Genomic DNA, 25,751 nt, shown 5'->3' on the forward strand with positions numbered 1-25,751 from the left:
CGAAGACGCATGCCGCACACTAAAGATGATTTTCCCGACGCGCTGTACAGCGCCGCGCAAGTGCGGGCCCTCGACGCGCTGATCGCGGCAGGCACCACGGGCTTCGAATTGATGCAGCGCGCGGCCCGCGCCACCTGGCGCGCAATCGTCCGGCGCTGGCCCGATGCCCGTGAATTGACCGTACTTGCCGGTCACGGCAACAACGCCGGCGACGGCTACCTGGTTGCGACCCTGGCGCGCCGTGCGGGCTGGACGGTGCGGGTGCTGGCGGTGGGCGAGCCCCGGCGATTGCAGGGGGATGCCGCCAATGCCCACGCCGAAGCCATTGCCGTGGGTGTACCGGTGGAGCCGTGGTCGGACGAATCCGCATTGCGCGGCGTGCTGCTGGACGCATTGCTCGGCACTGGCCTGAACGGCGAGGTTCGCGAACCGTATGTGCGTGCCATTGACACCATTAACGTCAGTGGCCTGCCGGTGGCGGCGGTGGACATCCCCTCGGGCTTGTGTGCCGACACCGGAAGAGTGCTGGGCACGGCGGTGACGGCCGACCTGACCGTCACCTTCATCGGTCTGAAGCTGGGGCTGTTCACCGGCGAAGCGGCGGACCGGGTCGGTGAGCCGGTGTTCAACGACCTGCAGGCCGACCCGGATCTCGTCGAGTCGGCGCCGGTCAGCGCTCGACTGGTCTCGGCGCACAATCTGCCACGCCTGGCATCGCGCGCCGCCACCGCCCACAAGGGCAAGTTCGGCCATGTGTTGCTGATCGGCGGCGATCGGGGTTTTGGCGGCGCGATCCAGATGAGCGCCGAAAGCGCCCTGCGCTGCGGCGCGGGCATGGTCTCCATGGCCACCCGCAGCGAGCATGTAGCGTCGGCCTTGACGCGCTTGCCCGAGGTCATGGTGCAGGGCACGCATTCGGCCAACCAATTGATGGGCCTGCTTAAGCAAGCCAGTGTCGTGGTGGTCGGTCCGGGCCTGGGCCAGGCCGCGTGGGGGCGCAGCCTGTTGTCGGCGGCGGCCAATGCGCCGCTGCCGCAGGTCTGGGATGCCGATGCGCTGAACCTGCTGGGCAGCGGCGCTGTCAGTCTGCCGGGGGATTGTGTCATCACACCGCATCCGGGGGAGGCGGCGCGGTTGCTGGGGATATCCACGGCCCAGGTGCAGGCTGACCGTCCGGCGGCGGCCCGTGCGCTGAGCGAACAGTACGCCGCTACGGTCGTCCTCAAGGGCGCCGGCAGCCTGATTGCCAGCCCGGACGGTCGCCTGGCGGTGTGCTGCCAGGGCCATCCAGCCATGGCCACCGCCGGCCTGGGAGATGTCCTGGCCGGGGTGGTCGGTGCGTTGCTGGCCCAGGGAATGGAAGGGTTCGAGGCTGCCTGTCTGGCGGTATGGCTGCACGCCAATGCCGGTGCCCAGGCCGGTCAGTCGGGCCGGGGGTGGCAGCGACCGACCTGATCCCGGCCATTCGTCAGTTGTTGGAGGAGCATTCACCGTGTCTGAAGTAACCCTGTACGTGGCGGACGAAGACGCCATGACGGAATTCGGTGCGCGCATCGCACGCACCACGGCGGGCCATGGCCTGATTTTTCTCGAAGGTGATCTTGGTGCGGGGAAAACCACCTTGTCCCGTGGCATCATTCGTGGCCTCGGCCACGTCGGCTCGGTAAAAAGCCCTACGTTCACCTTGGTCGAGCCCTACGAGATCGGCGACATACGCGCTTTTCATTTCGACCTGTATCGGTTGGTGGACCCGCAAGAGCTGGAATTTCTCGGTATCCGCGATTATTTCGAAGATGACGCCTTATGCCTGATCGAATGGCCCGACAAGGGTGCAGGCTTTTTGCCAAAGCCTGACCTGACCATTACCATTGGCGCGCAGAATGGCGGGCGTTCGCTGAAACTGACGCCGCAAGGCTCGCGTGGCGAGTCGTGGTGTGCCGCGTTGGCATTGGAAAACTATTGATGATGGGGTTTGGTATGCGCTTTCGCGCGGTGGTTGCTGTCGTAGGACTGTTGCTTACGGCACTGGCCGTCGATGCTGTGGCCGAGACAAAGGTCAGCAGCGTTCGCCTCTGGCGGGCGCCGGATAACACTCGACTGGTGTTCGACCTGACGGGGCCGGTGCAGCATAGCGTTTTCACCCTGACCGCCCCCGACCGCCTGGTGATCGACATCAATGGCGCCTCCCTGGGCGCGCCGCTGAACATCGCCACTGCCAATACGCCGATTACCGCGATGCGGTCGGCCCAGCGTACGCCCACCGACCTGCGGGTGGTCATCGACCTGAAAAAGGCCGTGACCCCGAAGAGCTTCACCCTGGCCCCCAATGCCCAGTACGGCAACCGCCTGGTGGTGGACCTGTTCGACAACCCGGCCGACGCCGCGCCGCCACCACCACCGCCGACCAATGTCGCCACGGTGCCTGCGGTGCCGGTGACCCCGGCCGAACCTGCAATCAAGCTACCACCGGCACCGGCCGGCAAGCGCGACATCATCGTGGTGATCGACGCTGGCCACGGCGGCGAAGACCCAGGTGCCTCAGGCTCGCGTGGGCAGCGTGAAAAAGACGTGGTGCTGTCCATCGCCCGTGAGCTGCAACGCCAAGTCAACGGCATGAAAGGTTTCCGCGCCGAGCTGACCCGTACCGGCGACTACTTCATTCCGTTGCGCGGGCGTACCGAAATCGCCCGCAAGAAAGGCGCCGACCTGTTCGTCTCCATCCACGCCGACGCCGCACCTTCCGCGGCGGCATTTGGGGCGTCGGTGTTTGCCTTGTCCGACCGGGGCGCCACGTCCGAGACCGCCCGCTGGCTGGCCGACAGTGAAAACCGCTCCGACCTGATCGGCGGTGCCGGCAACGTCAGCCTCGATGACAAGGACCGCATGCTCGCCGGCGTATTGCTCGACCTGTCGATGACCGCCTCGTTGACCTCCAGCCTGAACGTCGGCCAGAAGGTCCTGAGCAACATCGGTCGGGTCACGCCGCTGCACAAGCAGCGCGTCGAACAGGCCGGGTTCATGGTGCTCAAGTCGCCGGATATCCCCTCGATCCTGGTGGAAACCGGCTTCATCTCCAACTCCAACGAAGCGTCGAAGCTGTCGTCGGCCAGCCACCAGCAGGCGCTGGCCCGTTCCATCAGCAGCGGTGTGCGGCAGTTCTTCCAGCAGAACCCGCCACCGGGTACCTACATCGCCTGGCTGCGCGACTCCGGCAAGATCGCCCAGGGCCCGCGGGACCATCGGGTCAGCCCGGGCGAGACCCTGGCGATGATCGCGGTGCGCTACCAGGTGTCGCCCGCCGCGCTGCGCAGTGCCAACAACCTCAAGAGTGACGAACTGAAGATCGGCCAGACCCTGACCATTCCCGGCAACGAAGTGGCGTCCAAGCAATGAGCGATGAAGTGATCGGCAGCAACGCCCGCATCGAGCTGCTCAGCCCGCGATTGGCGAACCAGATCGCGGCCGGCGAGGTGGTCGAGCGCCCGGCGTCGGTGATCAAGGAATTGCTGGAAAACAGCCTCGACTCCGGCGCCAAGCGGATCGATGTGGATGTCGAGCAGGGTGGCGTCAAGCTGTTGCGGGTGCGCGATGACGGCGGCGGTATCTCCTCCGATGACCTGCCGCTGGCCCTGGCGCGCCACGCCACCAGCAAGATTCGCGACCTGGAAGACCTTGAACGGGTCATGAGCCTGGGGTTTCGCGGCGAGGCGCTGGCGTCCATCAGCTCGGTGTCGCGCTTGACCCTCACGTCCCGTACCCGCGACGCCGACCAGGCCTGGCAGGTCGAGACCGAAGGCCGGGACATGGCGTCCCGAGTCCAGCCGGCCGCCCATCCGGTGGGCACGTCGGTGGAAGTGCGCGACCTGTTTTTCAATACCCCGGCGCGGCGCAAGTTTCTCAAGGCCGAGAAAACCGAATTCGATCACCTGCAAGAAGTCATCAAGCGCCTGGCCCTGGCGCGTTTTGACGTGGCGTTCCATTTGCGCCACAACGGCAAGACCATCCTCAGCCTGCACGAGGCCCATGATGACGCGGCCCGCGCCCGGCGCGTGGGGGCGGTGTGCGGCGCGGGCTTCCTCGAACAGGCGTTGCCCATCGAGGTGGAGCGCAACGGTCTGCGGCTGTGGGGCTGGGTCGGGTTGCCGACCTTTTCCCGCAGTCAGGCCGACTTGCAGTATTTCTACGTGAACGGTCGGGCGGTGCGCGACAAGCTGGTGGCCCACGCGGTGCGCCAGGCGTATCGCGATGTGCTGTTCAACGGCCGGCACCCGACCTTCGTGCTGTTTTTCGAAGTCGACCCGGCGGTGGTGGACGTCAACGTGCACCCGACCAAGCACGAAGTGCGCTTCCGTGACGGCCGCATGGTCCACGATTTCCTGTATGGCACCTTGCACCGCGCCTTGGGCGATGTGCGGCCGGAAGACCAGCTCGCGGCGCCGGCCGCGGTGGGTGGCATGGTCCGGCCCACGGGGCTGGAGGCGGGCGAGTTCGGTCCCCAGGGCGAAATGCGCCTGGCGGCCAATGCGCTGCTGGAGCAGCCCCAGCCCCAGCCAAGCTACAACCCGGCCGGCAGCGGTGCCGGCAGCGGCTATCAATACCAATACACACCACGCCCGCAATCGACTGTACCGGCAGCCGAGGCCCAGGCGGCCTACCGCGAGTTTTTCAAGCCGCTGCCTGAAGCCGGTGCCACGGCCTTGCCCGACGGCCAGGGCGACATTCCGCCCTTGGGTTACGCCTTGGCGCAGCTCAAGGGCATCTACATCCTTTCGGAAAACGCCCAGGGCCTGGTCCTGGTGGACATGCATGCCGCCCACGAGCGGATCATGTACGAGCGGCTGAAAATCGCCATGGCCAGCGAAGGCCTCAGCGGCCAGCCACTGCTGGTGCCCGAATCCCTGGCCGTCAGCCAGCGCGAGGCCGATTGCGCCGAAGAGCACGTGGGCTGGTTCCAGCGCCTGGGCTTCGAATTGCAGCGCCTGGGCCCGGAAACCCTGGCGATCCGCCAGATTCCAGCTTTGCTGAAGCAGGCCGAGGCCAATCGGTTGGTCAGCGACGTGCTGGCGGACCTGATGGAGTACGGCACCAGCGACCGCATCCAGGCGCACCTGAACGAACTGCTCGGCACCATGGCCTGCCACGGCGCGATTCGCGCCAACCGGCGCCTGGCCCTGCCGGAAATGAACGGCCTGCTGCGGGATATGGAAAACACCGAGCGCAGCGGCCAATGCAACCATGGCCGGCCGACCTGGACCCAATTGGGCCTGGATGACCTGGACAAACTGTTCTTGCGCGGTCGTTGATGAGCCAGTTGCCACCCGCGATTTTCCTGATGGGGCCGACCGCCGCCGGCAAGACCGACCTGGCCATCGAACTGACCAAGGTCTTGCCCTGCGAGCTGATCAGCGTCGACTCGGCGCTGGTCTACCGAGGCATGGACATCGGCACCGCCAAGCCGTCCAAGGCGCTGCTGGCCGAATTTCCCCACCGCCTGATCGATATTCTCGACCCGGCCGAGGCCTATTCGGCGGCGGATTTTCGTCGCGACGCGCTCCAGGCCATGGACGAGATCACCGCGCGCGGCAAGATCCCACTGCTGGTGGGCGGCACCATGCTGTATTACAAAGCCTTGGTGGACGGCCTGGCGGACATGCCAGCGGCCGATCCCGAGGTCCGCGCGCAGATCGAAGAAGAGGCCGCGCGCCTTGGCTGGCAGGTCCTGCACGCGCAATTGGCGCTGATCGACCCGGAATCGGCCGCGCGCATTCATCCCAACGATCCGCAGCGGCTCAGCCGGGCGCTGGAGGTTTATCGGGTCAGTGGCCTGAGCATGACTGCCCTGCGCCAGCGACAATCTGCGCAAAGTACTGAAGCAGCCGCTTCGGGACTGCAACAATTGCCCTATACTGTCGCGAATCTGGCCATCGCTCCGGCGAGCCGGCAAGTGCTGCACCGGCGAATTGAACAAAGATTCACATTAATGTTGGAACAGGGATTCATCGACGAGGTCGTAGCCCTGCGTAAGCGAAGTGACCTGCATGCCGGGTTGCCGTCTATACGTGCTGTGGGTTACCGCCAGGTCTGGGATTACCTTGACGGCAAGCTGACGTCAGCCGAGATGCAGGAGCGTGGGATCATTGCCACGCGCCAATTGGCGAAACGCCAGTTCACCTGGCTGCGCAGCTGGACTGACCTGCATTGGCTCGACAGTCTCGATTGCGACAATCTGCCACGCGCCTTGAAATACCTCGGGACCATCTCCATATTGAGCTGAGTCCTTGCAATTGCCGTCTATCCTTGGGGGTGTGACGGCCCAAGCCATCTGATTCCGATTTTTATTATTGATCCTTAAAGGAGTGCGGCACATGTCAAAAGGGCATTCGCTACAAGACCCTTACTTGAACACTTTACGTAAAGAAAAAGTTGGGGTGTCCATCTATCTCGTCAACGGGATCAAACTGCAAGGCACGATCGAGTCTTTCGACCAGTTCGTCATCCTTCTGAAAAACACCGTCAGCCAGATGGTCTACAAGCACGCGATCTCCACCGTTGTGCCAGTTCGTCCAATTCGTCTGCCTAGCGCAACCGAATCCGAAGGCGGTGACGCTGAACCGGGTAACGCCTGATAGGAGCCTCCTTTGTTCTTTGAGCGCCACGGTGGTGGTGAACGGACCATTCTCGTTCACCTGGATGGACAGGACCCTGAGGCGCGCGAAGATCCGCAGGAGTTTCAGGAATTGGCACTTTCGGCCGGCGCCGAGACCGTCGCGTTCTTCAACGTGCCGCGTCATCGGCCAACCGCCAAGTTCCTGATCGGCAGTGGCAAGGTCGAGGAGTTGCGCGACCTGATCAAGGCCGAGCACGTCGATTTGGTGATTTTCAATCACATCCTCACGCCTAGCCAGGAACGCAACCTCGAACGTGTCTTCGAGTGTCGCGTGATCGACCGTACCGGTCTGATTCTCGATATCTTCGCCCAACGCGCCCGCACCCATGAGGGCAAGCTCCAGGTCGAACTGGCCCAGCTTGAGCACATGAGTACGCGGCTGGTTCGCGGCTGGACTCACCTTGAGCGGCAAAAGGGCGGTATCGGCCTGCGCGGCCCGGGTGAAACCCAGTTGGAAACCGACCGGCGCCTGTTGCGGGTTCGCCTGCGCCAGATCAAGGGGCGCCTGGAAAAGGTCCGCAGCCAACGCGAACAATCGCGACGCGGCCGCAAGCGCGCGGAGATCCCGACGGTTTCACTGGTGGGTTATACCAACGCCGGCAAATCGACCCTGTTCAACAACGTCACCCAATCCGACGTCTATGCCGCCGACCAGTTGTTCGCCACGCTCGACCCGACCCTGCGCCGGCTCGACCTGGACGACCTCGGGCCGATCGTGCTGGCCGACACCGTGGGCTTCATCCGTCACTTGCCGCACAAACTGGTCGAGGCTTTCCGGGCTACGCTCGAAGAGTCGAGCAACTCCGACCTGCTGCTGCACGTGATCGATGCCGCCGAGCCGGACCGGATGCTGCAGATCGAGCAGGTGATGGTGGTGCTGGGCGAGATCGGGGCCCAGGACTTGCCGATCCTCGAGGTATACAACAAACTCGATTTGCTCGAGGGCGTGGAGCCGCAGATCCAGCGCGATGCCGACGGCAAGCCGCAACGGGTCTGGTTGTCGGCCCGCGACGGCAGCGGCCTGGACCTGCTCAAGCAGGCCGTGGCCGAGCTGCTCGGCGACGATCTGTTCGTGGGGACCCTGAAGTTGCCGCAACGTTTCGCCCGGCTGCGTGCCCAGTTCTTCGAGCTGGGCGCGGTGCAGAAAGAAGAACACGACGACGAAGGCACCTGCCTGCTGGCGGTGCGCCTGCCTCGATCGGAGCTGAACCGTCTGGTCAGTCGCGAAGGACTGCAACCGATGGAATTCATCGAGCAACACACTTTGCAATAAAAGCCTGAGAAAGCGGTGTCAGGCATTCTGTAGCATTGGTCGGCGCGCCGTGGGTGCGTCTTTGCTTTATCAGATGGAGAGCGCTATGGCTTGGAATGAGCCGGGTGGCAACTCGAACAATCAGGATCCTTGGGGTGGCAAGCGTCGTAACAACGGCGACCGCAAGGGGCCGCCGGATCTCGACGAGGCCTTCCGAAAGCTGCAGGAAAGCCTGAACGGTTTGTTCGGTGGCGGTAAAAAACGTGGTGATGATGGCGGCGGCCGTCCGGGCAAGAGCGGCGGTTTCGGCCTGCTCGGCATCGGTCTCGTCGTGTTGGCGGCTGTCTGGCTTTACAGTGCGGTCTATGTCGTGGACGAGCAGGAGCAGGCCGTGGTGCTGCGCTTCGGCAAGTACTACGAGACCGTCGGCCCGGGCCTGAACATCTATTTCCCGCCGATCGACCAGAAGTACCTGGAAAACGTCACGCGTGAACGTGCGTACAGCAAGCAGGGCCAGATGCTCACCGAAGACGAGAACATCGTCGAAGTGCCGCTGACCGTGCAGTACAAGATCACCAACCTGCAAGACTTCGTACTGAATGTCGACCAGCCGGAAGTCAGCCTGCAGCACGCGACCGAAAGTGCCCTGCGCCATGTGGTGGGTTCCACCGCCATGGACCAGGTCCTGACCGAAGGCCGCGAGCTGATGGCCAGCGAGATCAAGGAGCGCCTGCAACGGTTCCTCGATACCTATCGCACCGGTATCACGGTGACCCAGGTCAACGTGCAGAGCGCCGCGGCGCCGCGTGAAGTCCAGGAAGCCTTCGATGACGTGATCCGTGCCCGTGAAGACGAGCAGCGTTCGCGCAACCAGGCCGAAACCTATGCCAACGGCGTCGTGCCGGAAGCACGTGGCCAGGCCCAGCGCATCATCGAAGATGCCAACGGTTACCGCGATGAAGTGGTTTCCCGCGCCAAGGGTGAGGCCGATCGTTTCACCAAGCTGGTGGCCGAGTACCGCAAGGCCCCTGAGGTGACCCGTCAGCGCCTGTACCTGGACACCATGCAGGAAGTCTTCAGCAACACCAGCAAGGTCCTCGTGACCGGCAACAAGAATGGCCAGAGCAACCTGCTGTACCTGCCGCTGGACAAGATGGTCGAAGGGGGACGCAGCAGCGTCACCGCGCCACCTGTCGGCAGCACGTCGGCCGCCAGCAATGAAGCCAATGCCCGCGCGGCGGCGGACCTGCAGCAACAGCAAGCACGTACCAGGGAGAGTCGCTGATGAGCAATAAATCGCTGATCGCCCTTATTGTCGGTGTCGTCGTGGCGATCGCTGCCTGGAACTGCTTCTACATCGTGGCTCAGACCGAGCGTGCGGTGTTGCTGCAATTCGGTCGCGTGGTCCAGGCTGATGTCCAGCCGGGGCTGCATGTGAAAGTGCCGTACGTCAACAAGGTGCGCAAGTTCGACGCCCGCCTGATGACGCTGGATGCGCCGACGCAACGCTTCCTGACGCTGGAAAAGAAAGCCGTGATGGTGGATGCCTACGCCAAGTGGCGCGTGAAGGACGCCGAGCGTTTCTACACCGCGACCTCCGGCCTCAAGCAGATCGCCGACGAACGTCTGTCCCGTCGTTTGGAATCGGGCCTGCGTGACCAGTTCGGCAAGCGCACGCTGCATGAAGTGGTGTCCGGTGAGCGTGATGCGCTCATGGCCGACATCACCCGTTCGCTGAACTCGATGGCGGAAAAGGAGCTGGGTATCGAGGTGATCGATGTCCGGGTCAAGGCCATCGACCTGCCGAAGGAAGTCAACCGCAGCGTGTTCGAGCGGATGAGCACCGAGCGTGAGCGTGAGGCGCGTGAGCACCGCGCCAAGGGTAACGAGCTGGCGGAAGGCATTCGTGCCGACGCCGATCGTCAGCGTCGCGTGTTGCTGGCCGAAGCCTATCGTGAATCGGAAGAGGTTCGCGGTGATGGCGACGCCCAGGCGGCTGCGATCTACGCCAAGGCCTACGGCCAGGACCAGGAGTTCTACGGGTTCTACCGTAGCCTGCGTGCCTACCGTGAAAGCTTTGCGAACAAATCCGACGTCATGGTCCTGGACCCAAGCAGCGACTTCTTCCACTACCTGGAGAAGGCCAAGCCTTGATTCGACGTTGACCTGGGGGCTCCGCCCGGCGGCTAAAGCGTCGGGCGGGGTGATCCTTTGGGAAAACGTGTGTATGATGCGGCAGCCGGGAAATTCCCGGCTTTTTTGCGTCTGCACGTTCGATTGCGGTTTGAAGTGCAGGCGTCGGGTTGAACGACTCGACAGGTTTTTCGAGGAAAGTGCCGGACGAGGCTGCAATGCCGTTCATTCCAGGCGTCGATTAAAGTTCTGTGGCAAGGGAGCAAGCTCCCTCGCCACAGGATTCAATTGACCTTGACTGAGCGGCACGGCGCCATTCGTCACGTCGCCCTTGCGCGTGTTTTGCGCGCGGGCGGGGCATTTTCTGCTTCACTCAAGGCTTGCCCGAAGGCTGGCCGCCCGGACCATAGGGGAATGGCGTAATGGCAACGGTAGACCGCTGGCTGCTGCCAGATGGCATCGAAGAAGTACTGCCACCGGAAGCTGCGCGTATCGAAGTAGCGCGTCGGCAGGTGTTGGATCTGTTCCAGAGCTGGGGTTACGAGTTTGTCGTCACCCCGCATATCGAGTACCTGGAATCCCTGCTGACCGGCGCGGGCCAGGACCTGGATCTGCGCACCTTCAAGGTTATCGACCCTCAATCGGGCCGTCAGATGGGTTTTCGGGCCGACATCACGCCGCAAGTGGCGCGTATCGATGCCCACACCCTGCGCCGCGAAGGCCCCAGCCGCCTGTGCTATGCCGGCAGCGTGCTGCACGCCCAGCCACGTGCCTTGTCATCCTCGCGCAGCCCGATCCAGTTGGGTGCCGAGTTGTATGGCGATGCCAGCCCGAGCAGCGACGTGGAAGTCATCAGCCTGATGTTGGCCATGTTGCAACTGGCCGACGTGCCGGATGTCCACATGGACTTGGGGCATGTCGGTATTTATCGCGGCCTGGCCCGTGCGGCCGGCCTGTCTGGCGAAGTGGAGCAGCAGTTGTTCGATGCGCTGCAACGCAAGGCCATCGACGAAGTCATCAGCCTGACCGAAGGCCTGCCGGCCGATCTGTCAGGCATGCTGCGGGCGCTGGTGGACTTGTGCGGTGGTCGTGAGGTGCTGGCCGCGGCTCGCGAGCGCCTGGCCCACGCGCCGGCGCCGGTGTTGGCGGCGCTCGACGACCTGCTGGCGATTGCCGAGCGTCTGTCGGTGCGTTTCCCTGACCTGCCGCTGTATTTCGACCTGGGTGAGCTGCGCGGTTATCACTACCACACCGGTGTCGTGTTTGCCGTATTCGTGCCGGGTGTTGGCCAGTCCATCGCCCAGGGCGGGCGCTATGACGACATCGGTGCCGACTTCGGTCGCGCCCGTCCGGCGACCGGCTTCTCTACCGATTTGAAAACCCTGGTGACCCTGGGGCGTGCTGAGATCGAGCTACCGTCTGGCGGTATCTGGATGCCTGACAGTACGGATGCGGCACTCTGGCAGGCCGTCTGCCAGTTGCGCAGCGAGGGTCAGCGTGTCGTCCAGGCCTTGCCTGGGCAACCTGTGGCCGCCGCCCGTGAAGCGGACTGCGACCGGCAATTGATTCAGCAGAATGGGCTTTGGCAAGTATTGCCGCTGGCTTCTTGAGTTTTCTCGCCGGCCGCGGCCGGCACCAAGTTTGCGCGAATGAGGACAAGTGTTATGGGTAAGAATGTCGTAGTCCTGGGCACCCAGTGGGGTGATGAGGGCAAAGGCAAGATCGTTGATCTGCTGACCGAACATGCTGCCGCCGTAGTGCGCTACCAGGGTGGCCACAACGCAGGTCACACCTTGGTGATCGACGGTGAGAAGACCGTCCTGCACCTGATTCCCTCGGGCGTGCTGCGCGAAGGCGTCCAGTGCCTGATCGGCAACGGTGTGGTGGTTGCGCCCGACGCCCTGCTGCGGGAAATCATCAAGCTGGAAGAGAAAGGCGTACCGGTGCGTGAGCGCCTGCGTATCAGCCCGTCCTGCCCGCTGATCCTGTCCTACCACGTTGCACTGGACCAGGCCCGTGAAAAGGCTCGTGGCGAGCTGAAGATCGGCACCACCGGTCGCGGTATCGGCCCGGCCTACGAAGACAAGGTCGCGCGTCGCGGCCTGCGTATCGGTGACCTGTTCCATCGTGAGCGTTTCGCCGCCAAGCTGGGTGAGTTGCTGGACTACCACAACTTTGTCCTGGTCAATTACTACAAAGAGCCGGCCATCGACTTCCAGAAGACCCTGGATGAGTGCATGGAGTACGCCGAGCTGCTCAAGCCGATGATGCTCGACGTCACGGCCGAACTGCACGAGCTGCGTCGCGCCGGCAAGGACATCATGTTCGAAGGCGCCCAGGGTTCGCTGCTGGACATCGACCACGGCACCTATCCGTACGTCACCAGCTCCAACACCACCGCCGGCGGTATCGCCACTGGTTCGGGTTTCGGTCCGATGTACGTGGACTACATCCTGGGCATCACCAAGGCTTACACCACGCGCGTCGGTTCGGGTCCGTTCCCGACCGAACTGTTCGACGATGTCGGTGCCTTCCTGGCCAAGCGTGGCCATGAATTCGGTGCGACCACCGGTCGTGCCCGTCGTTGTGGCTGGTTCGATGCGGTCATCCTGCGTCGCGCCATCGACGTCAACAGCATCTCGGGCCTGTGCCTGACCAAGCTGGACGTGCTGGACGGCCTGGAAACCATCAATATCTGCGTGGGCTACAAGAACCAGGACGGCGCTGTCATCGACGCCCCGACCGACGCCGACAGCTACATCGGCCTGGAGCCAGTGTACGAGCAGATGCCGGGTTGGGCTGAATCGACCGTAGGCGCCAAGACCCTGGAAGAGCTGCCAGCGGCGGCCCGTAATTACATCAAGCGTGTCGAAGAGCTGGTCGGTGCGCCGATCGACATTATTTCGACGGGGCCTGACCGTAACGAAACCATCGTTCTGCGTCATCCTTTCGGCTGATAACTCGTTGATGTAAAAAGCAAAGGACCCTCATTTGGGTCCTTTGTCGTTTCTGCTGCCGGGCGGCATGACACTTGCTATGCAACTCCATTACAGGCAGCTCTTGATGAGTGCCATCAAATTAATGGCGTTTGGTAGAGGGATTTCACGTGTCGGCCGTTCTCTCACTGTTACAAAGCCGTTTACTGCGGCCCGTGTTCGTTACCCTCGGTATCGCCCTTTTGGTGCAGGTACTGGTGGCCGTCGCGCTGACCCGGAGCACTGTCACGGCGCTGGAAGCCGATCTCGGCGCACGGTTGGGCGTAGACAGCCAGAAACTTTCGGCAGAACTGGAGCAGGCCGGGCGTGAGGTCACGTCGAGCCTGGACAGCCTGTCCGCCAACACTCGCCAACGGTTGAATGCCGGGCTGTCCGCGCGTCTGAAGGACGAGCAGGCGCAACTGCGTGGGACGTTGGAGAAAGACTTGCGCGATTCCGCCAATGATATGGCGCAACTCCTGGCTTCTGTCGCGCCCCGCGCCATGTGGGACAGCGATGTGCCGACCCTTTCCGAATTCGCTCGCCGGGCCCAGCGCAACCCCAATGTTTTGTTCGTCATTTACGACGACGCTGCCGGTGAACACCTGACTCGCTACTTGAACCGGGAAAACCCGATCAACAAGGCGTTGCTGGAGAAGGGCAAGGGCGAGCGGGCGCTGGACAAGGTGTTGGATGCGGCGAAGAGCGATCCTTCGGTGTATTACCTCGAAGCGTCTATCAACCCCAATGGCGTGGAGATCGGCAAGGTATTGATGGGGGTTTCCACCGCGTCCGTCGAAACCGACCTGAAGGCGCTGGACCAGCGCTTTTCGGCGTTGATCGCCAGCAGTGACCAGTTGGTGGGCGATAGCCTGAAGGGCGCGGCGGCCGACAGTGCCACCGCCATGCGCGGTCGGTTGCAATCGGCCCAGGCCACGGCCACGCAAATGCAGACCAACACTTCCAGTACGGTGCAGGAAGCGGCAAGCACCTTGCGCTGGCGCATCGGTCTCGGCCTGGCGTTGGTGGGCGCTGGTGTCCTGTTGCTGCTGGCCGTGGTGCTGGGGCGTCGGGTGGTCAATCGCCTCAAGCTGCTGATCGCGGCGATGAATGACCTGGCGGCGGGCGAGGGCGACCTGACCAAGCGTGTGCAAATCAACAGCAAGGATGAGATCGGCGACATGGCCTCGGCGGTCAATCGCTTTGTGGATAAGTTGCAACCCATCGTGCGCGAGGCCGGCGACGTGGCCCAGCGTACCGGCGTGGAAATCGGTGCGATGACCTTGCGCAACTCCGGCGCCGATGCGGCAGCCGGGATGCAGCGTGATGAGGTGGCCGAGAGCTTGCGGGCGCTGTCGCAAATGGCCGACGAAGCTCAATCGGAAAGCCAGGCGATGCAGGCGGCCTTGCAGCAGGTGGTGGAGATTCGCCAGGCCACGGACGAAAACACGCGCACCTCGGCGAAGGTCAGCGGTTTGATCGAGGCGCTGGCCGGGCAAGTGGACACCGGGGCGAAGGTGATCGAGCGGCTGGCGCAGCAGAGCGAGCAGATCGAGGTGGTGCTGACGGTGATCCATGGCATTGCCGAGCAGACCAACCTGCTGGCCTTGAACGCGGCGATCGAAGCGGCCCGGGCCGGCGAGACCGGGCGCGGGTTTGCGGTGGTGGCGGATGAAGTGCGGGCGCTGGCGAGCAAGACCCAGAGCTCGACGGGTGATATTCAGGCGCACATCGTGGCGTTGCAGCAGGGTGCTCGTGAGGCCGTGGCGGCGATTGGTCTGGCGGGACGTCAGGCCAGCGAGGGGTTGTTGGTGTTGCGTGACAGTGCGCGCTTGCAGCAGACGGTGCAAACCTCTGTGGAGCAGGTGCATGCGGCCATTGGCCTGGCGACTCAGGCCGCAGCTCATCAGGCCCAGGGCGCGCAAGCGGTGCGCGGGCGCGTGGAAACCATCCATGTCCAGGCCGAGAAGGCGGCCCAGGCCGTGGTGGAGACCACCGCCAGCGGCAAGGTGCTCGACAGCCTGGCTGCGCAGTTGAAGGCAAGCCTGGGGCAGTTCCGGGCCTGATCTCGCGGCTGGGCTGGCCTCATCGCGAGCAAGCTCGCTCCCACAAGGATCGCAGTGAACAGAGATCCACTGTGGGAGCGAGCTTGCTCGCGATAGCGATTTCAGTGACTCGGATATTTCCAGGGCCCAGAAACGCAAAAACCCGCTTTCGCGGGTTTCTGTGAGGTTCAAGGCCATGACCTTGAAACTTGAATTGGTGCCCAGAAGAAGACTCGAACTTCCACGACCTTGCGGTCACCAGCACCTGAAGCTGGCGTGTCTACCAATTTCACCATCTGGGCAGCATCTTCAGCGTTGCCGCTGTTGATGTGGCGCACTATACGGAGCGCGTTTTGATCTGTAAACCCCTGTTTTTGTTTTAGTAATTGCCAGGGCGAATTTCAGGAGGGCAGAAATGCAAAAACCCGCTTTCGCGGGTTTTAGTGAAGCTTGCAGGCTGTTGGTCTGCAGCTTGAAATTGGTGCCCAGAAGAAGACTCGAACTTCCACGACCTTGCGGTCACCAGCACCTGAAGCTGGCGTGTCTACCAATTTCACCATCTGGGCAATATCGGCAACGTGTGTGCGTCGTCGATGGCGCGCACTATACGGAGCGTGTTTTTAACTGTAAACCCCCCTTGGTAAAAAAACCTGGAAATTTCACGAATGGCACGATCCTAAGCTGCAGCGCAGGGTCGAACGGCGTCGGAAACAGGATTCAGGTGCCTGAAATTTCCCGTTTCATTAAGCCTATGCCAAACTAACCCGCATATAGACAAGGTGAAAATTCTCTAATGGCCGATTGGCAGTCCCTCGATCCCGAGGCCGCTCGTGAAGCGGAAAAATATGAAAACCCTATTCCTAGCCGCGAACTGATCCTGGCGCATCTCGCCGATCGGGGTTCGCCCGCCAGCCGCGAGCAATTGGTCGAAGAATTCGGGCTGACCACCGAGGACCAGCTCGAAGCCCTGCGCCGCCGCTTGCGCGCCATGGAGCGCGACGCCCAGTTGATCTACACCCGCCGCGGCACTTATGCGCCGGTGGACAAGCTCGACCTGATTCTGGGCCGCATCGCCGGCCATCGCGACGGCTTTGGGTTCCTGATCCCGGACGACGGCAGCGACGACCTGTTCATGAGCCCGGCGCAGATGCGCCTGGTGTTCGACGGTGACCGGGCCCTGGCTCGCGTCTCCGGCCTGGACCGCCGCGGTCGTCGTGAAGGCGTGATCGTCGAAGTGGTGTCCCGCGCCCACGAAAGCATCGTCGGTCGTTATTTCGAAGAAGGCGGCATCGGTTTCGTCGTCGCCGACAACCCGAAGATTCAGCAGGAAGTGCTGGTTACCCCGGGCCGCAATGCCGATGCCAAGGTCGGTCAGTTCGTCGAAGTGAAGATCACCCACTGGCCTACCCCGCGCTTCCAGCCCCAAGGGGACGTGGTGGAAGTGGTCGGCAACTACATGGCCCCGGGCATGGAGATCGACGTCGCCCTGCGCACCTACGACATCCCACACGTCTGGCCCGATGCGGTCATGAAGGAAGCCTCCAAGCTCAAGCCGGAAGTCGAAGAGAAGGACAAGGAAAAACGCATCGACCTGCGTCACCTACCGTTTGTCACCATCGACGGTGAGGATGCCCGGGACTTCGACGACGCGGTCTACTGCGAAGTCCGGCCCGGCAAGCTGCGCCTATTCTCCGGCGGTTGGAAGCTGTACGTGGCCATCGCCGACGTTTCCAGCTACGTGAAGCTCGGTTCGGCGCTGGACGCCGAAGCGCAGGTGCGCGGCAACTCGGTGTACTTCCCCGAGCGCGTGGTGCCGATGCTGCCTGAGCAACTGTCCAACGGTCTGTGCTCGCTCAACCCGCACGTCGATCGCCTGGCCATGGTTTGCGAGATGACCATCTCCAAGTCCGGCGAAATGACCGACTACTGCTTCTACGAAGCGGTCATCCATTCCCACGCGCGGCTGACCTACAACAAGGTCAGCGCGATGCTGGAGACGCCGAAACTGGCCGAGTCGCGCAAGTTGCGCGGTGAGTACAGCGAAGTGTTGCCCGATCTCAAGCAGCTTTATGCGCTGTACAAGGTGCTGCTGGCGGCGCGCCATGTGCGCGGTGCAATCGATTTTGAAACCCAGGAAACCCGGATCATCTTCGGTTCCGAGCGCAAGATCGCCGAAATCCGCCCGACTGTTCGCAACGATGCGCACAAGCTGATCGAGGAATGCATGCTGGCGGCCAACGTCGCCACCGCCGAATTCCTGAAGAAGCACGAGATTCCCGCGTTGTACCGGGTCCACGACGGCCCGCCGCCGGAGCGTCTGGAAAAACTGCGGGCGTTCCTCGGCGAGCTCGGCCTTTCCTTGCACAAAGGCAAGGAAGGTCCGACACCCAAGGATTACCAGGCCCTGCTGGCCAGCATCAAGGATCGCCCGGATTTCCATCTGATCCAGACCGTGATGCTGCGTTCGTTGAGCCAGGCGGTGTACAGCGCCGATAACCAAGGCCACTTCGGCCTGAATTACGAAGCCTACACCCACTTCACGTCGCCGATCCGCCGTTACCCCGACCTGCTCACGCACCGGGCCATTCGCAGCGTGATCCATTCGAAGATGAACACTCCGCACGTCAAGCGTGCCGGTGCGATGACGATTCCGAAGGCGCGCATCTACCCGTACGACGAAGCCGCCCTCGAGCAGCTCGGCGAACAATGCTCGATGAGCGAGCGTCGTGCCGACGAAGCGACCCGTGACGTGGTGAACTGGCTCAAGTGCGAATACATGAAGGATCGCGTCGGTGAGTCGTTCCCGGGCGTGATCACGGCCGTGACCGGTTTCGGCCTGTTCGTCGAGCTGACCGATATCTACGTCGAGGGCCTGGTGCACGTCACTGCGCTGCCGGCGGACTACTATCACTTCGACCCCGTGCATCACCGCCTGGCGGGCGAGCGCACCGGTCGCAGCTTCCGCCTGGGTGATACCGTTGAAGTGCGGGTCATGCGCGTCGACCTCGACGAGCGCAAGATCGACTTCGAGATGGCGGAAAAGACCATCAGCGCGCCGATTGGCCGCAAGAAACGCGGTGCCGAAACCTCCGCGCCTGCTGCCAAGGCCGCCGAGCCGGCATCGTCCCGCTCCGGGCGCGGGTCGGCCAAGGAAAAAGCCAGCGAGGCCTATCGTCCGAGCGATGCGGCGGCGAAAAACGCCGAAGTGCGCAAAAGCCGTGAAATGAAGCAGGCGTTGCTGGCTGAAGCCAAGAACGGTGGCAAAGGAGCGTCGGGTAAGGCTGGGCGTTCGGCACCGGACAAGGCCGCCAGCAAACCGAGCAAACACCGTAAAGGCCCGCCAAAAGCGGGCTCGGCCCCGGCCAAGAGTGGCGGGGCGCGTAAACCCAAGGCCAAGTCATGAGTCAGTTGGAAAAAATCTACGGCGTGCATGCCGTGGAAGCGCTGTTGCGTCATCACCCCAAGCGGGTCAAGCAGATCTGGCTGGCGGAAAGCCGCAGCGAGCCTCGGGTGCAAACCCTGGTCGAGCTGGCCAACGAAAACCGCGTGGCAGTCGGCCAGGCCGAGCGGCGCGAGATGGACGCCTGGGTGGAAGGCGTTCACCAGGGCGTCGTGGCCGAGGTCAGCCCGAGCCAGGTCTGGGGTGAGGCCATGCTCGAAGAGCTGCTCGATCGCACCGAAGGCGCGCCACTGTTGCTGGTACTGGACGGCGTGACCGACCCGCATAACCTGGGCGCCTGCCTGCGTTCGGCGGATGCCGCCGGCGCGCTGGCGGTGATCGTGCCCAAGGACAAGTCGGCTACATTGACCCCGGCGGTCCGAAAAGTCGCCTGCGGCGCCGCGGAGGTGATTCCTCTGGTGGCCGTGACCAACCTGGCGCGCACCCTGGAGAAACTCCAGCAGCGCGGCCTGTGGGTGGTCGGCACGGCGGGCGAGGCCGAGCAGGACCTCTACCAGCAGGACCTGACCGGCCCGACGATCCTCATCATGGGCGCCGAAGGCAAGGGCATGCGTCGCCTGACCCGCGAGCATTGCGACTACCTGGTGAAATTGCCGATGGCCGGTAGCGTCAGCAGCCTCAACGTCTCGGTCGCCACCGGGGTCTGCCTGTTCGAGGCGCTGCGCCAGCGTAGCGTCAAGGCGGCTGCTAAGAAGTCTTGATTCAAACCCGAGCCTGAATGTGGGAGCGGGCTTGCTCGCGAATGCGGTCTGACAGTCGACAGTGATGTGTCAGCGACACCGCTTCGCGAGCAAGCCCGCTCCCACATTGGTTTTGCGGTGTTGTTCAAATAATCACCAATTGCCTTGCGCCGCCCTCGACCCTTCTCTACAATTGCGCCCCTTGCTGTGATGGCAGGCACTTATGTGTCTAGCGTCCACAAGTCCATAAGTGTCATTCACTCCTTGTCTGACCGTTTTTGAGCGGCAGGCTACAACCCGTAAGGAGCATTCATGCGTCATTACGAAATCATCTTTTTGGTCCACCCGGATCAAAGCGAGCAAGTCGGCGGCATGGTTGAGCGTTACACCAAGCTGATCGAAGAAGACGGCGGCAAAATCCACCGTCTGGAAGACTGGGGCCGTCGTCAACTGGCCTACGCAATCAACAATGTTCACAAGGCTCACTACGTGATGCTGAACGTTGAGTGCACCGGCAAGGCCCTGGCCGAGCTGGAAGACAACTTCCGCTACAACGATGCAGTGATCCGTAACCTGGTCATCCGTCGCGAAGAAGCCGTTACCGGCCAATCCGAGATGCTCAAGGCTGAAGAAAACCGCAGTGAGCGCCGTGAGCGTCGCGACCGTCCTGAGCACTCTGACAGCGCCGATGGCGATGACAGCGATAGCGACAGCGACAACAGCGATAACGCTGACGAGTAATCCACGGACCTTTTAAGGAGCCAATCACATGGCACGTTTCTTCCGTCGTCGTAAATTCTGCCGCTTCACCGCTGAAGACGTGAAAGAGATCGACTACAAAGATCTCAACACCCTGAAAGCCTACGTATCCGAGACCGGCAAAATCGTTCCAAGCCGTATCACCGGTACCAAAGCTCGTTATCAGCGTCAGCTGGCCACCGCTATCAAGCGCGCCCGCTTCCTGGCCCTGCTGGCCTACACCGACAGCCACGGCCGCTGAGACCAGGTTCGTCGACGAGTAGTAAGGGATTGAATGCATGCGCGCCTTAGCTGACTTCATCATGCGGGGACGTGTGCAGGCCACGCTGGTCGTGGCCGGATCCGCGGCATTGCCGCTGTTGTTCTGGTTGAGTGCCGCCGCCGGATGCCTTGTGCTCCTGCGGCGCGGTTCGGACGCCTTGAGCGTCCTGGGTATCGGGTTGTTGTCGGCGTTGGTGAGCTGGCATTTCCTGAAGGACCCGACAACGCTCCTGGTGTTGATCGGGGCTTGCAGCCTGGCGTTGATTTTGCGCGCCGGGCATACCTGGAACCGCGTGCTGCTGTGCAGCGTGGCCGTGGGGTTGTTGTGTGCGGTGAGCCTGGGGACTGTGTTCAGTTCCATCATCGAATCGCTGGCGCAGACGTTCAAGGACGTGTTGCCGCTGGCGATGGGTGGGGTCTACGAGACATTCTCGGCAGACCAAAAGGCGTTTGTCACCGCCATGACTGCTCCGCTGATGATCATTTCGATAGCGTCTTCGTTGCAGATCTTTAGCGTGCTGTGCCTGATGCTTGGGCGCTACTGGCAAGCTTCGTTGTACAACCCCGGTGGTTTCGGTCGCGAGTTTCGCGCCGTCCGATTCCCCAAAAGCGTGGCGCTGTCACTGCTGGCCGTCATGTGTGTGGCTCCGTTCTTCGGGCTGCATGCACTGATCCTGTTGCCGTTGTGCAGTGTGCCGCTGATCTTCGCCGGTCTGGCTCTGGTTCATGGGCTGGTGGCGCAGAAACGACTGGCCAGTTTCTGGCTGGTGGGGATGTACGTGACGTTGTTTCCTTTCATGCACTTGCTCGGTCCGTTGCTCGTGGTCCTGGCCATCGTTGACAGCCTGATTGATTTTCGCGGTCGGATGGCGTCGAAAGACGCCGACAACGCGAACGGTGAAGGTTAAAAGTTAGAGGATTTTCACATGCAACTGATCCTTCTGGAAAAAATCGCCAACCTGGGCAACCTGGGCGACAAAGTAAACGTTAAGGCCGGCTACGGTCGTAACTACCTGCTGCCTTTCGGCAAAGCCACCGCTGCGACCGCTGCCAACCTGGCTGCGTTCGAAGAGCGTCGCGCTGAGCTGGAAAAAGCCGCCGCAGACCGTAAGGCATCGGCTGAAAGCCGTGCTGCCCAACTGGCCGAGCTGGAAGTGACCATCACTGCCACCGCTGGCGACGAAGGCAAGCTGTTCGGTTCGATCGGTACTCACGACATCGCTGACGCACTGACCGCCTCCGGCGTTGAAGTCGCGAAAAGCGAAGTTCGTCTGCCGAACGGCACCATCCGCAACGTGGGTGAATTCGACGTCGCCGTGCACCTGCACGCTGAAGTTGAAGCCACCGTACGCGTTGTCGTGGTAGCAGCTTAAGCAGTACCTCTCGGCTGGCACCCTTGGGTACTAGCCGGTAACATCGGGCACGATCCTGTCTACAGGTCGTGCCCTTTGTCTTTCTGCAAGTCCGATTTTCATCACCCCTGCGTTTCCAAAGAATCAAGTGGCCATGAACGAAATCACCGCTCCCGAGCAATACGATCTGCAAACCGCTGCCCTGAAGGTGCCGCCGCACTCCATCGAGGCCGAACAGGCCGTGCTCGGTGGCTTGATGCTGGACAACAACGCCTGGGAACGCGTGCTCGATCAAGTCTCCGACGGCGATTTCTACCGGCATGACCACCGCCTGATTTTCCGGGCGATCGCCAAGCTGGCCGATCAGAACATGCCGATCGACGTCGTGACCCTGGCCGAACAACTGGACAAGGAAGGGCAGACGTCCCAGGTGGGCGGCCTCGGTTACCTCGGCGAACTGGCGAAAAACACGCCGTCTGTCGCCAACATCAAGGCCTATGCGCAGATCGTCCGCCAGCGCGCGACCCTGCGCCAACTGATCGGCATCAGCAACGAGATCGCCGACAGCGCCTTCAACCCGGAAGGGCGTACCGCCGAAGAGATCCTCGATGAAGCCGAACGGCAGATCTTCCAGATCGCCGAGGCGCGGCCAAAGACCGGCGGTCCGGTCAGCGTCAACGACTTGCTGACCAAGGCCATCGACCGGATCGATACCCTGTTCAACACCGACAACGCCATCACCGGGCTGTCCACCGGCTACACCGACCTCGACGAGAAGACCAGCGGCTTGCAGCCGTCCGACCTGATCATCGTCGCCGGCCGTCCGTCCATGGGTAAGACCACCTTCGCGATGAACCTGGTGGAAAACGCCGTGTTGCGCAGCGACAAGGCGGTGCTGGTGTATTCCCTCGAGATGCCAGGCGAATCGCTGATCATGCGTATGCTGTCGTCCCTGGGGCGCATCGACCAGACCAAGGTCCGTTCCGGCCAACTGGAAGATGACGACTGGCCGCGCCTGACGTCGGCGGTCAACCTGCTCAATGACCGCAAGCTGTTCATCGACGACACCGCCGGCATCAGCCCGTCGGAAATGCGCGCCCGGACCCGTCGCCTGGTACGCGAGCACGGTGACATTGCGCTGATCATGATCGACTACCTGCAATTGATGCAGATTCCCGGCTCCAGCGGCGACAACCGGACCAACGAGATTTCCGAGATCTCCCGCTCCCTCAAGGCCCTGGCCAAGGAGTTCAACTGCCCGGTGGTGGCGCTCTCCCAGTTGAACCGCTCCCTGGAACAGCGTCCCAACAAGCGCCCGGTGAACTCCGACTTGCGGGAATCCGGAGCGATCGAGCAGGACGCCGACGTCATCATGTTCGTGTACCGGGACGAGGTGTATCACCCCGAGACGGAGCACAAGGGCATCGCCGAGATCATCATCGGCAAGCAGCGGAACGGCCCGATCGGCTTCATCCGCCTGGCGTTCATCGGTAAATACACCCGGTTCGAGAACCTGGCGCCGGGTAGCTATAACTTCGACGATGATGAGTAAGACCTTCTTTTTTTGAAGGGCTGCAATACTCCTTGTGGGAGCGGGCTTGCTCGCGAAAGCGGTGGCTCAGGAGACATTGATGCTGAATGTCCGTCCGCTTTCGCGAGCAAGCCCGCTCCCACATTGGTTTTGCGATAAGCCCGACCATTTCCGACCATAGCCGTCGGACTTGATCATTTTTTGTGCTATATTTCGCCCCCGCGATTTTTCACCTTTTATACCGGTCATCGACATGCAAGCAGCCAAGCCGTTATTTGACTATCCCAAGTACTGGGCCGAATGTTTCGGCCCGGCGCCATTCCTGCCCATGAGCAGGGAGGAGATGGATCAGCTCGGCTGGGATTCGTGCGACATCATCATCGTGACCGGTGATGCCTACGTCGACCACCCGTCGTTCGGCATGGCGATCATCGGCCGTTTGCTGGAAGCCCAGGGCTTTCGCGTGGGGATCATTGCCCAGCCGAACTGGCAGTCCAAAGACGACTTCATGAAGCTCGGCGAGCCCAACCTGTTCTTCGGCGTCGCGGCCGGCAACATGGACTCGATGATCAACCGCTACACCGCCGACAAGAAGATCCGTTCCGATGACGCCTATACCCCCGGCGGCCTGGCGGGCAAGCGTCCGGACCGTGCGAGCCTGGTCTACAGCCAGCGCTGCAAGGAAGCCTATAAGCATGTGCCCATCGTGCTCGGCGGCATCGAAGCGTCCCTGCGACGCATTGCTCATTACGATTACTGGCAGGACCGGGTGCGCAACTCGATCCTGATCGACGCCAGCGCCGACATCCTGCTCTACGGCAACGCCGAGCGGGCCATCGTCGAGGTCGCCCAGCGCCTGTCCTATGGCCACAAGATCGAAGACATCACCGATGTGCGCGGCACTGCGTTCATTCGCCGTGACACGCCCAAGGACTGGTACGAAGTCGATTCCACGCGCATCGACCGTCCCGGCAAGATCGACAAGATCATCAACCCGTACGTGAACACCCAGGACACTGCGGCCTGCGCCATCGAGCAGGAGAAGGGGCCGGTTGAGGACCCCAGCGAAGCCAAGGTCGTACAGATCCTGGCCAGTCCGAAGATGACCCGCGACAAGACCGTGATCCGCCTGCCTTCGGTGGAGAAGGTGCGCAACGACGCGGTGCTCTATGCCCACGCCAACCGCGTGCTTCACCTGGAAACCAACCCGGGCAATGCCCGCGCCCTGGTGCAGAAGCACGGCGACGTCGATGTCTGGTTCAACCCGCCGCCCATTCCGATGACCACCGAGGAAATGGACTACGTGTTCGGCATGCCCTACGCACGTGTCCCGCACCCGGCCTACGGCAAGGAAAAAATTCCGGCCTACGAGATGATCCGGTTCTCGGTGAACATCATGCGCGGCTGCTTCGGCGGCTGCACGTTCTGCTCGATCACCGAGCACGAAGGCCGGATCATCCAGAACCGTTCCGAAGAGTCGATCATTCGCGAGATCGAAGAGATCCGCGACAAGGTCCCGGGCTTTACCGGGGTGATCTCCGACCTCGGCGGGCCGACCGCGAACATGTACCGCATTGCCTGCAAGAGCCCGGAGATCGAATCCGCCTGCCGCAAGCCGTCCTGCGTGTTCCCCGGCATCTGCCCGAACCTGAACACCGACCATTCCTCGCTGATCCAGCTGTACCGTAGCGCGCGGGCATTGCCTGGGGTGAAGAAGATCCTGATCGCTTCCGGCCTGCGCTACGACCTGGCGGTCGAGTCGCCGGAGTACGTCAAGGAGCTGGTGACCCACCACGTCGGCGGTTACCTGAAGATCGCCCCGGAGCACACCGAGGAAGGGCCGCTCAACCAGATGATGAAGCCGGGCATCGGCACCTATGACCGGTTCAAGCGGATGTTCGAGAAGTACACCAAGGAAGCCGGGAAAGAGCAGTACCTGATTCCGTACTTCATCGCCGCCCACCCGGGCACCACCGACGAAGACATGATGAACCTGGCGCTGTGGCTCAAGGGCAACGGCTTCCGGGCCGACCAGGTGCAGGCGTTCTACCCGTCGCCGATGGCCACCGCCACGGCCATGTATCACTCGGGCAAGAACCCGCTGCGCAAGGTCACCTACAAGAGTGACGGGGTGACCATCGTCAAGAGCGAAGAGCAGCGCCGTTTGCACAAGGCGTTCCTGCGCTACCACGACCCCAAGGGCTGGCCGATGCTGCGCGAAGCGCTGACGCGCATGGGTCGGGCGGACCTGATCGGGCCGGGCAAGCATCAGTTGATCCCGCTGCACCAGCCGGCCACCGACAGCTACCAGAGCGCCCGTCGCAAGAACTCGACGCCGGCCGGCAGCCACAAGGTGGGCAAGGACACCACCCGGATCCTGACCCAGCACACCGGCCTGCCACCGCGCGCCAGCGACGGCGGCAACTCGTGGGACAAGCGCGAGCAAGCCAAGGCCGCCGCGTTCGCCCGCAACCAGCAGGCCGCCAAGGAGCGCAAGGACGCGGCCAAGGGCAAGGGGCCGAAGCCGGCACGCAAGCCGGTCGTGCCACGCTGATCGCCACGTTGCACCGCAAACGCCAGCCTAAGTGCTGGCGTTTTGCTTTCTAGCGGCTGTGCTGCCCATTTGCTATCGTGGC

The 25,751-nt window shown here is 62.5% G+C and carries 19 protein-coding genes, 2 tRNA genes and 1 pseudogene; 20 read left to right on the forward strand and 2 right to left on the reverse strand.

Features of this window, described 5'->3' with window-relative positions:
- Window positions 1-9: 9 nt before the first annotated feature.
- From KI241_RS02610 to KI241_RS02665, 12 genes and pseudogenes are all read left to right on the forward strand, one after another.
- Window positions 10-1,505: pseudogene (locus KI241_RS02610) on the forward strand (NAD(P)H-hydrate dehydratase).
- Entirely contained in the window at window positions 1,493-1,963 is a 471-nt protein-coding gene (tsaE, locus tag KI241_RS02615) for a tRNA (adenosine(37)-N6)-threonylcarbamoyltransferase complex ATPase subunit type 1 TsaE (RefSeq protein ID WP_042729511.1), read from the forward strand. Before KI241_RS02610 ends, tsaE begins: the two are co-directional and overlap by 13 nt.
- Window positions 1,963-3,393, forward strand: a complete 1,431-nt coding sequence (locus KI241_RS02620; RefSeq protein ID WP_280529453.1) for an N-acetylmuramoyl-L-alanine amidase — start codon at window positions 1,963-1,965, stop codon at window positions 3,391-3,393. Before tsaE ends, KI241_RS02620 begins: the two co-directional genes overlap by 1 nt.
- Window positions 3,390-5,303, forward strand: a complete 1,914-nt coding sequence (gene mutL, locus KI241_RS02625; RefSeq protein WP_042729513.1) for a DNA mismatch repair endonuclease MutL — start codon at window positions 3,390-3,392, stop codon at window positions 5,301-5,303. The genes KI241_RS02620 and mutL overlap by 4 nt, the downstream gene beginning before the upstream one ends.
- Window positions 5,303-6,274, forward strand: a complete 972-nt coding sequence (gene miaA / locus KI241_RS02630; RefSeq protein ID WP_212803325.1) for a tRNA (adenosine(37)-N6)-dimethylallyltransferase MiaA — start codon at window positions 5,303-5,305, stop codon at window positions 6,272-6,274. Before mutL ends, miaA begins: the two co-directional genes overlap by 1 nt.
- Window positions 6,275-6,365: 91 nt before the next feature.
- Entirely contained in the window at window positions 6,366-6,626 is a 261-nt protein-coding gene (hfq, locus tag KI241_RS02635; RefSeq protein ID WP_003186419.1) for an RNA chaperone Hfq, read from the forward strand.
- Window positions 6,627-6,638: 12 nt separating this feature from the next.
- Window positions 6,639-7,940 carry a ribosome rescue GTPase HflX gene (gene hflX / locus KI241_RS02640; protein WP_042729515.1) on the forward strand — a complete coding sequence of 434 codons (1,302 nt, stop codon included), beginning with the start codon at window positions 6,639-6,641 and terminating at the stop codon, window positions 7,938-7,940.
- 85 nt (window positions 7,941-8,025) lie between these two features.
- Window positions 8,026-9,204 (forward strand): FtsH protease activity modulator HflK, encoded by a 1,179-nt coding sequence (gene hflK / locus KI241_RS02645; protein ID WP_042729516.1) that lies wholly within the window; start codon window positions 8,026-8,028, stop codon window positions 9,202-9,204.
- Complete coding sequence (gene hflC, locus KI241_RS02650; RefSeq protein WP_042729517.1) at window positions 9,204-10,073, forward strand: protease modulator HflC; 870 nt, start codon at window positions 9,204-9,206, stop codon at window positions 10,071-10,073. Before hflK ends, hflC begins: the two co-directional genes overlap by 1 nt.
- 401 nt (window positions 10,074-10,474) lie before the next feature.
- A complete protein-coding gene (locus KI241_RS02655; protein WP_042729518.1) occupies window positions 10,475-11,662 on the forward strand; it encodes an ATP phosphoribosyltransferase regulatory subunit in 1,188 nt (395 codons plus the stop codon).
- A gap of 54 nt (window positions 11,663-11,716) precedes the next feature.
- On the forward strand, window positions 11,717-13,009 hold the full coding sequence (locus KI241_RS02660) for an adenylosuccinate synthase (RefSeq protein WP_042729519.1): 1,293 nt from the start codon (window positions 11,717-11,719) through the stop codon (window positions 13,007-13,009).
- Between the two features lie 149 nt (window positions 13,010-13,158).
- Window positions 13,159-15,093: a methyl-accepting chemotaxis protein gene (locus KI241_RS02665; protein WP_042729520.1), complete on the forward strand. Its 1,935-nt coding sequence runs from the start codon at window positions 13,159-13,161 to the stop codon at window positions 15,091-15,093.
- A 194-nt stretch (window positions 15,094-15,287) separates the two neighbouring features.
- On the opposite strand, the gene KI241_RS02670 is transcribed toward KI241_RS02665, so the two are convergent.
- Together KI241_RS02670 and KI241_RS02675 are read right to left on the reverse strand one after the other, a co-directional pair.
- Window positions 15,288-15,374: transfer RNA gene (locus tag KI241_RS02670), tRNA-Leu, on the reverse strand.
- A gap of 177 nt (window positions 15,375-15,551) precedes the next feature.
- Window positions 15,552-15,638, reverse strand: a tRNA-Leu gene (locus KI241_RS02675).
- A 227-nt stretch (window positions 15,639-15,865) separates the two neighbouring features.
- On the opposite strand from KI241_RS02675, the gene rnr reads away from it, so the two are divergent.
- The 8 genes from rnr (at window position 15,866) to KI241_RS02715 (ending at window position 25,669) form a co-directional block, all read left to right on the forward strand.
- Window positions 15,866-18,475, forward strand: coding sequence for a ribonuclease R (rnr, locus tag KI241_RS02680; protein WP_212803326.1), 2,610 nt, complete (start codon window positions 15,866-15,868; stop codon window positions 18,473-18,475).
- The gene (gene rlmB / locus KI241_RS02685) at window positions 18,472-19,233 is read left to right on the forward strand and encodes a 23S rRNA (guanosine(2251)-2'-O)-methyltransferase RlmB (RefSeq protein WP_042729522.1); all 762 of its coding nucleotides are present in this window, start codon (window positions 18,472-18,474) and stop codon (window positions 19,231-19,233) included. The genes rnr and rlmB overlap by 4 nt, the downstream gene beginning before the upstream one ends.
- A gap of 291 nt (window positions 19,234-19,524) precedes the next feature.
- On the forward strand, window positions 19,525-19,953 hold the full coding sequence (gene rpsF, locus KI241_RS02690; protein WP_003186395.1) for a 30S ribosomal protein S6: 429 nt from the start codon (window positions 19,525-19,527) through the stop codon (window positions 19,951-19,953).
- 28 nt (window positions 19,954-19,981) lie between these two features.
- Window positions 19,982-20,212: a 30S ribosomal protein S18 gene (gene rpsR / locus KI241_RS02695; protein WP_002551829.1), complete on the forward strand. Its 231-nt coding sequence runs from the start codon at window positions 19,982-19,984 to the stop codon at window positions 20,210-20,212.
- A 37-nt stretch (window positions 20,213-20,249) separates the two neighbouring features.
- Window positions 20,250-21,140, forward strand: coding sequence for a hypothetical protein (locus tag KI241_RS02700; protein ID WP_042729523.1), 891 nt, complete (start codon window positions 20,250-20,252; stop codon window positions 21,138-21,140).
- An 18-nt stretch (window positions 21,141-21,158) separates the two neighbouring features.
- The gene (rplI, locus tag KI241_RS02705; protein WP_003186385.1) at window positions 21,159-21,605 is read left to right on the forward strand and encodes a 50S ribosomal protein L9; all 447 of its coding nucleotides are present in this window, start codon (window positions 21,159-21,161) and stop codon (window positions 21,603-21,605) included.
- 133 nt (window positions 21,606-21,738) lie between these two features.
- On the forward strand, window positions 21,739-23,136 hold the full coding sequence (gene dnaB, locus KI241_RS02710) for a replicative DNA helicase (protein ID WP_042729524.1): 1,398 nt from the start codon (window positions 21,739-21,741) through the stop codon (window positions 23,134-23,136).
- Between the two features lie 232 nt (window positions 23,137-23,368).
- A complete protein-coding gene (locus tag KI241_RS02715) occupies window positions 23,369-25,669 on the forward strand; it encodes a YgiQ family radical SAM protein (protein WP_047736052.1) in 2,301 nt (766 codons plus the stop codon).
- The last annotated feature ends 82 nt before the right edge of the window (window positions 25,670-25,751 follow it).

The organism is Pseudomonas sp. Cab53 (genome assembly GCF_018325965.1).
GTDB classification, from domain to species: Bacteria; Pseudomonadota; Gammaproteobacteria; order Pseudomonadales; family Pseudomonadaceae; genus Aquipseudomonas; species Aquipseudomonas chlororaphis_E.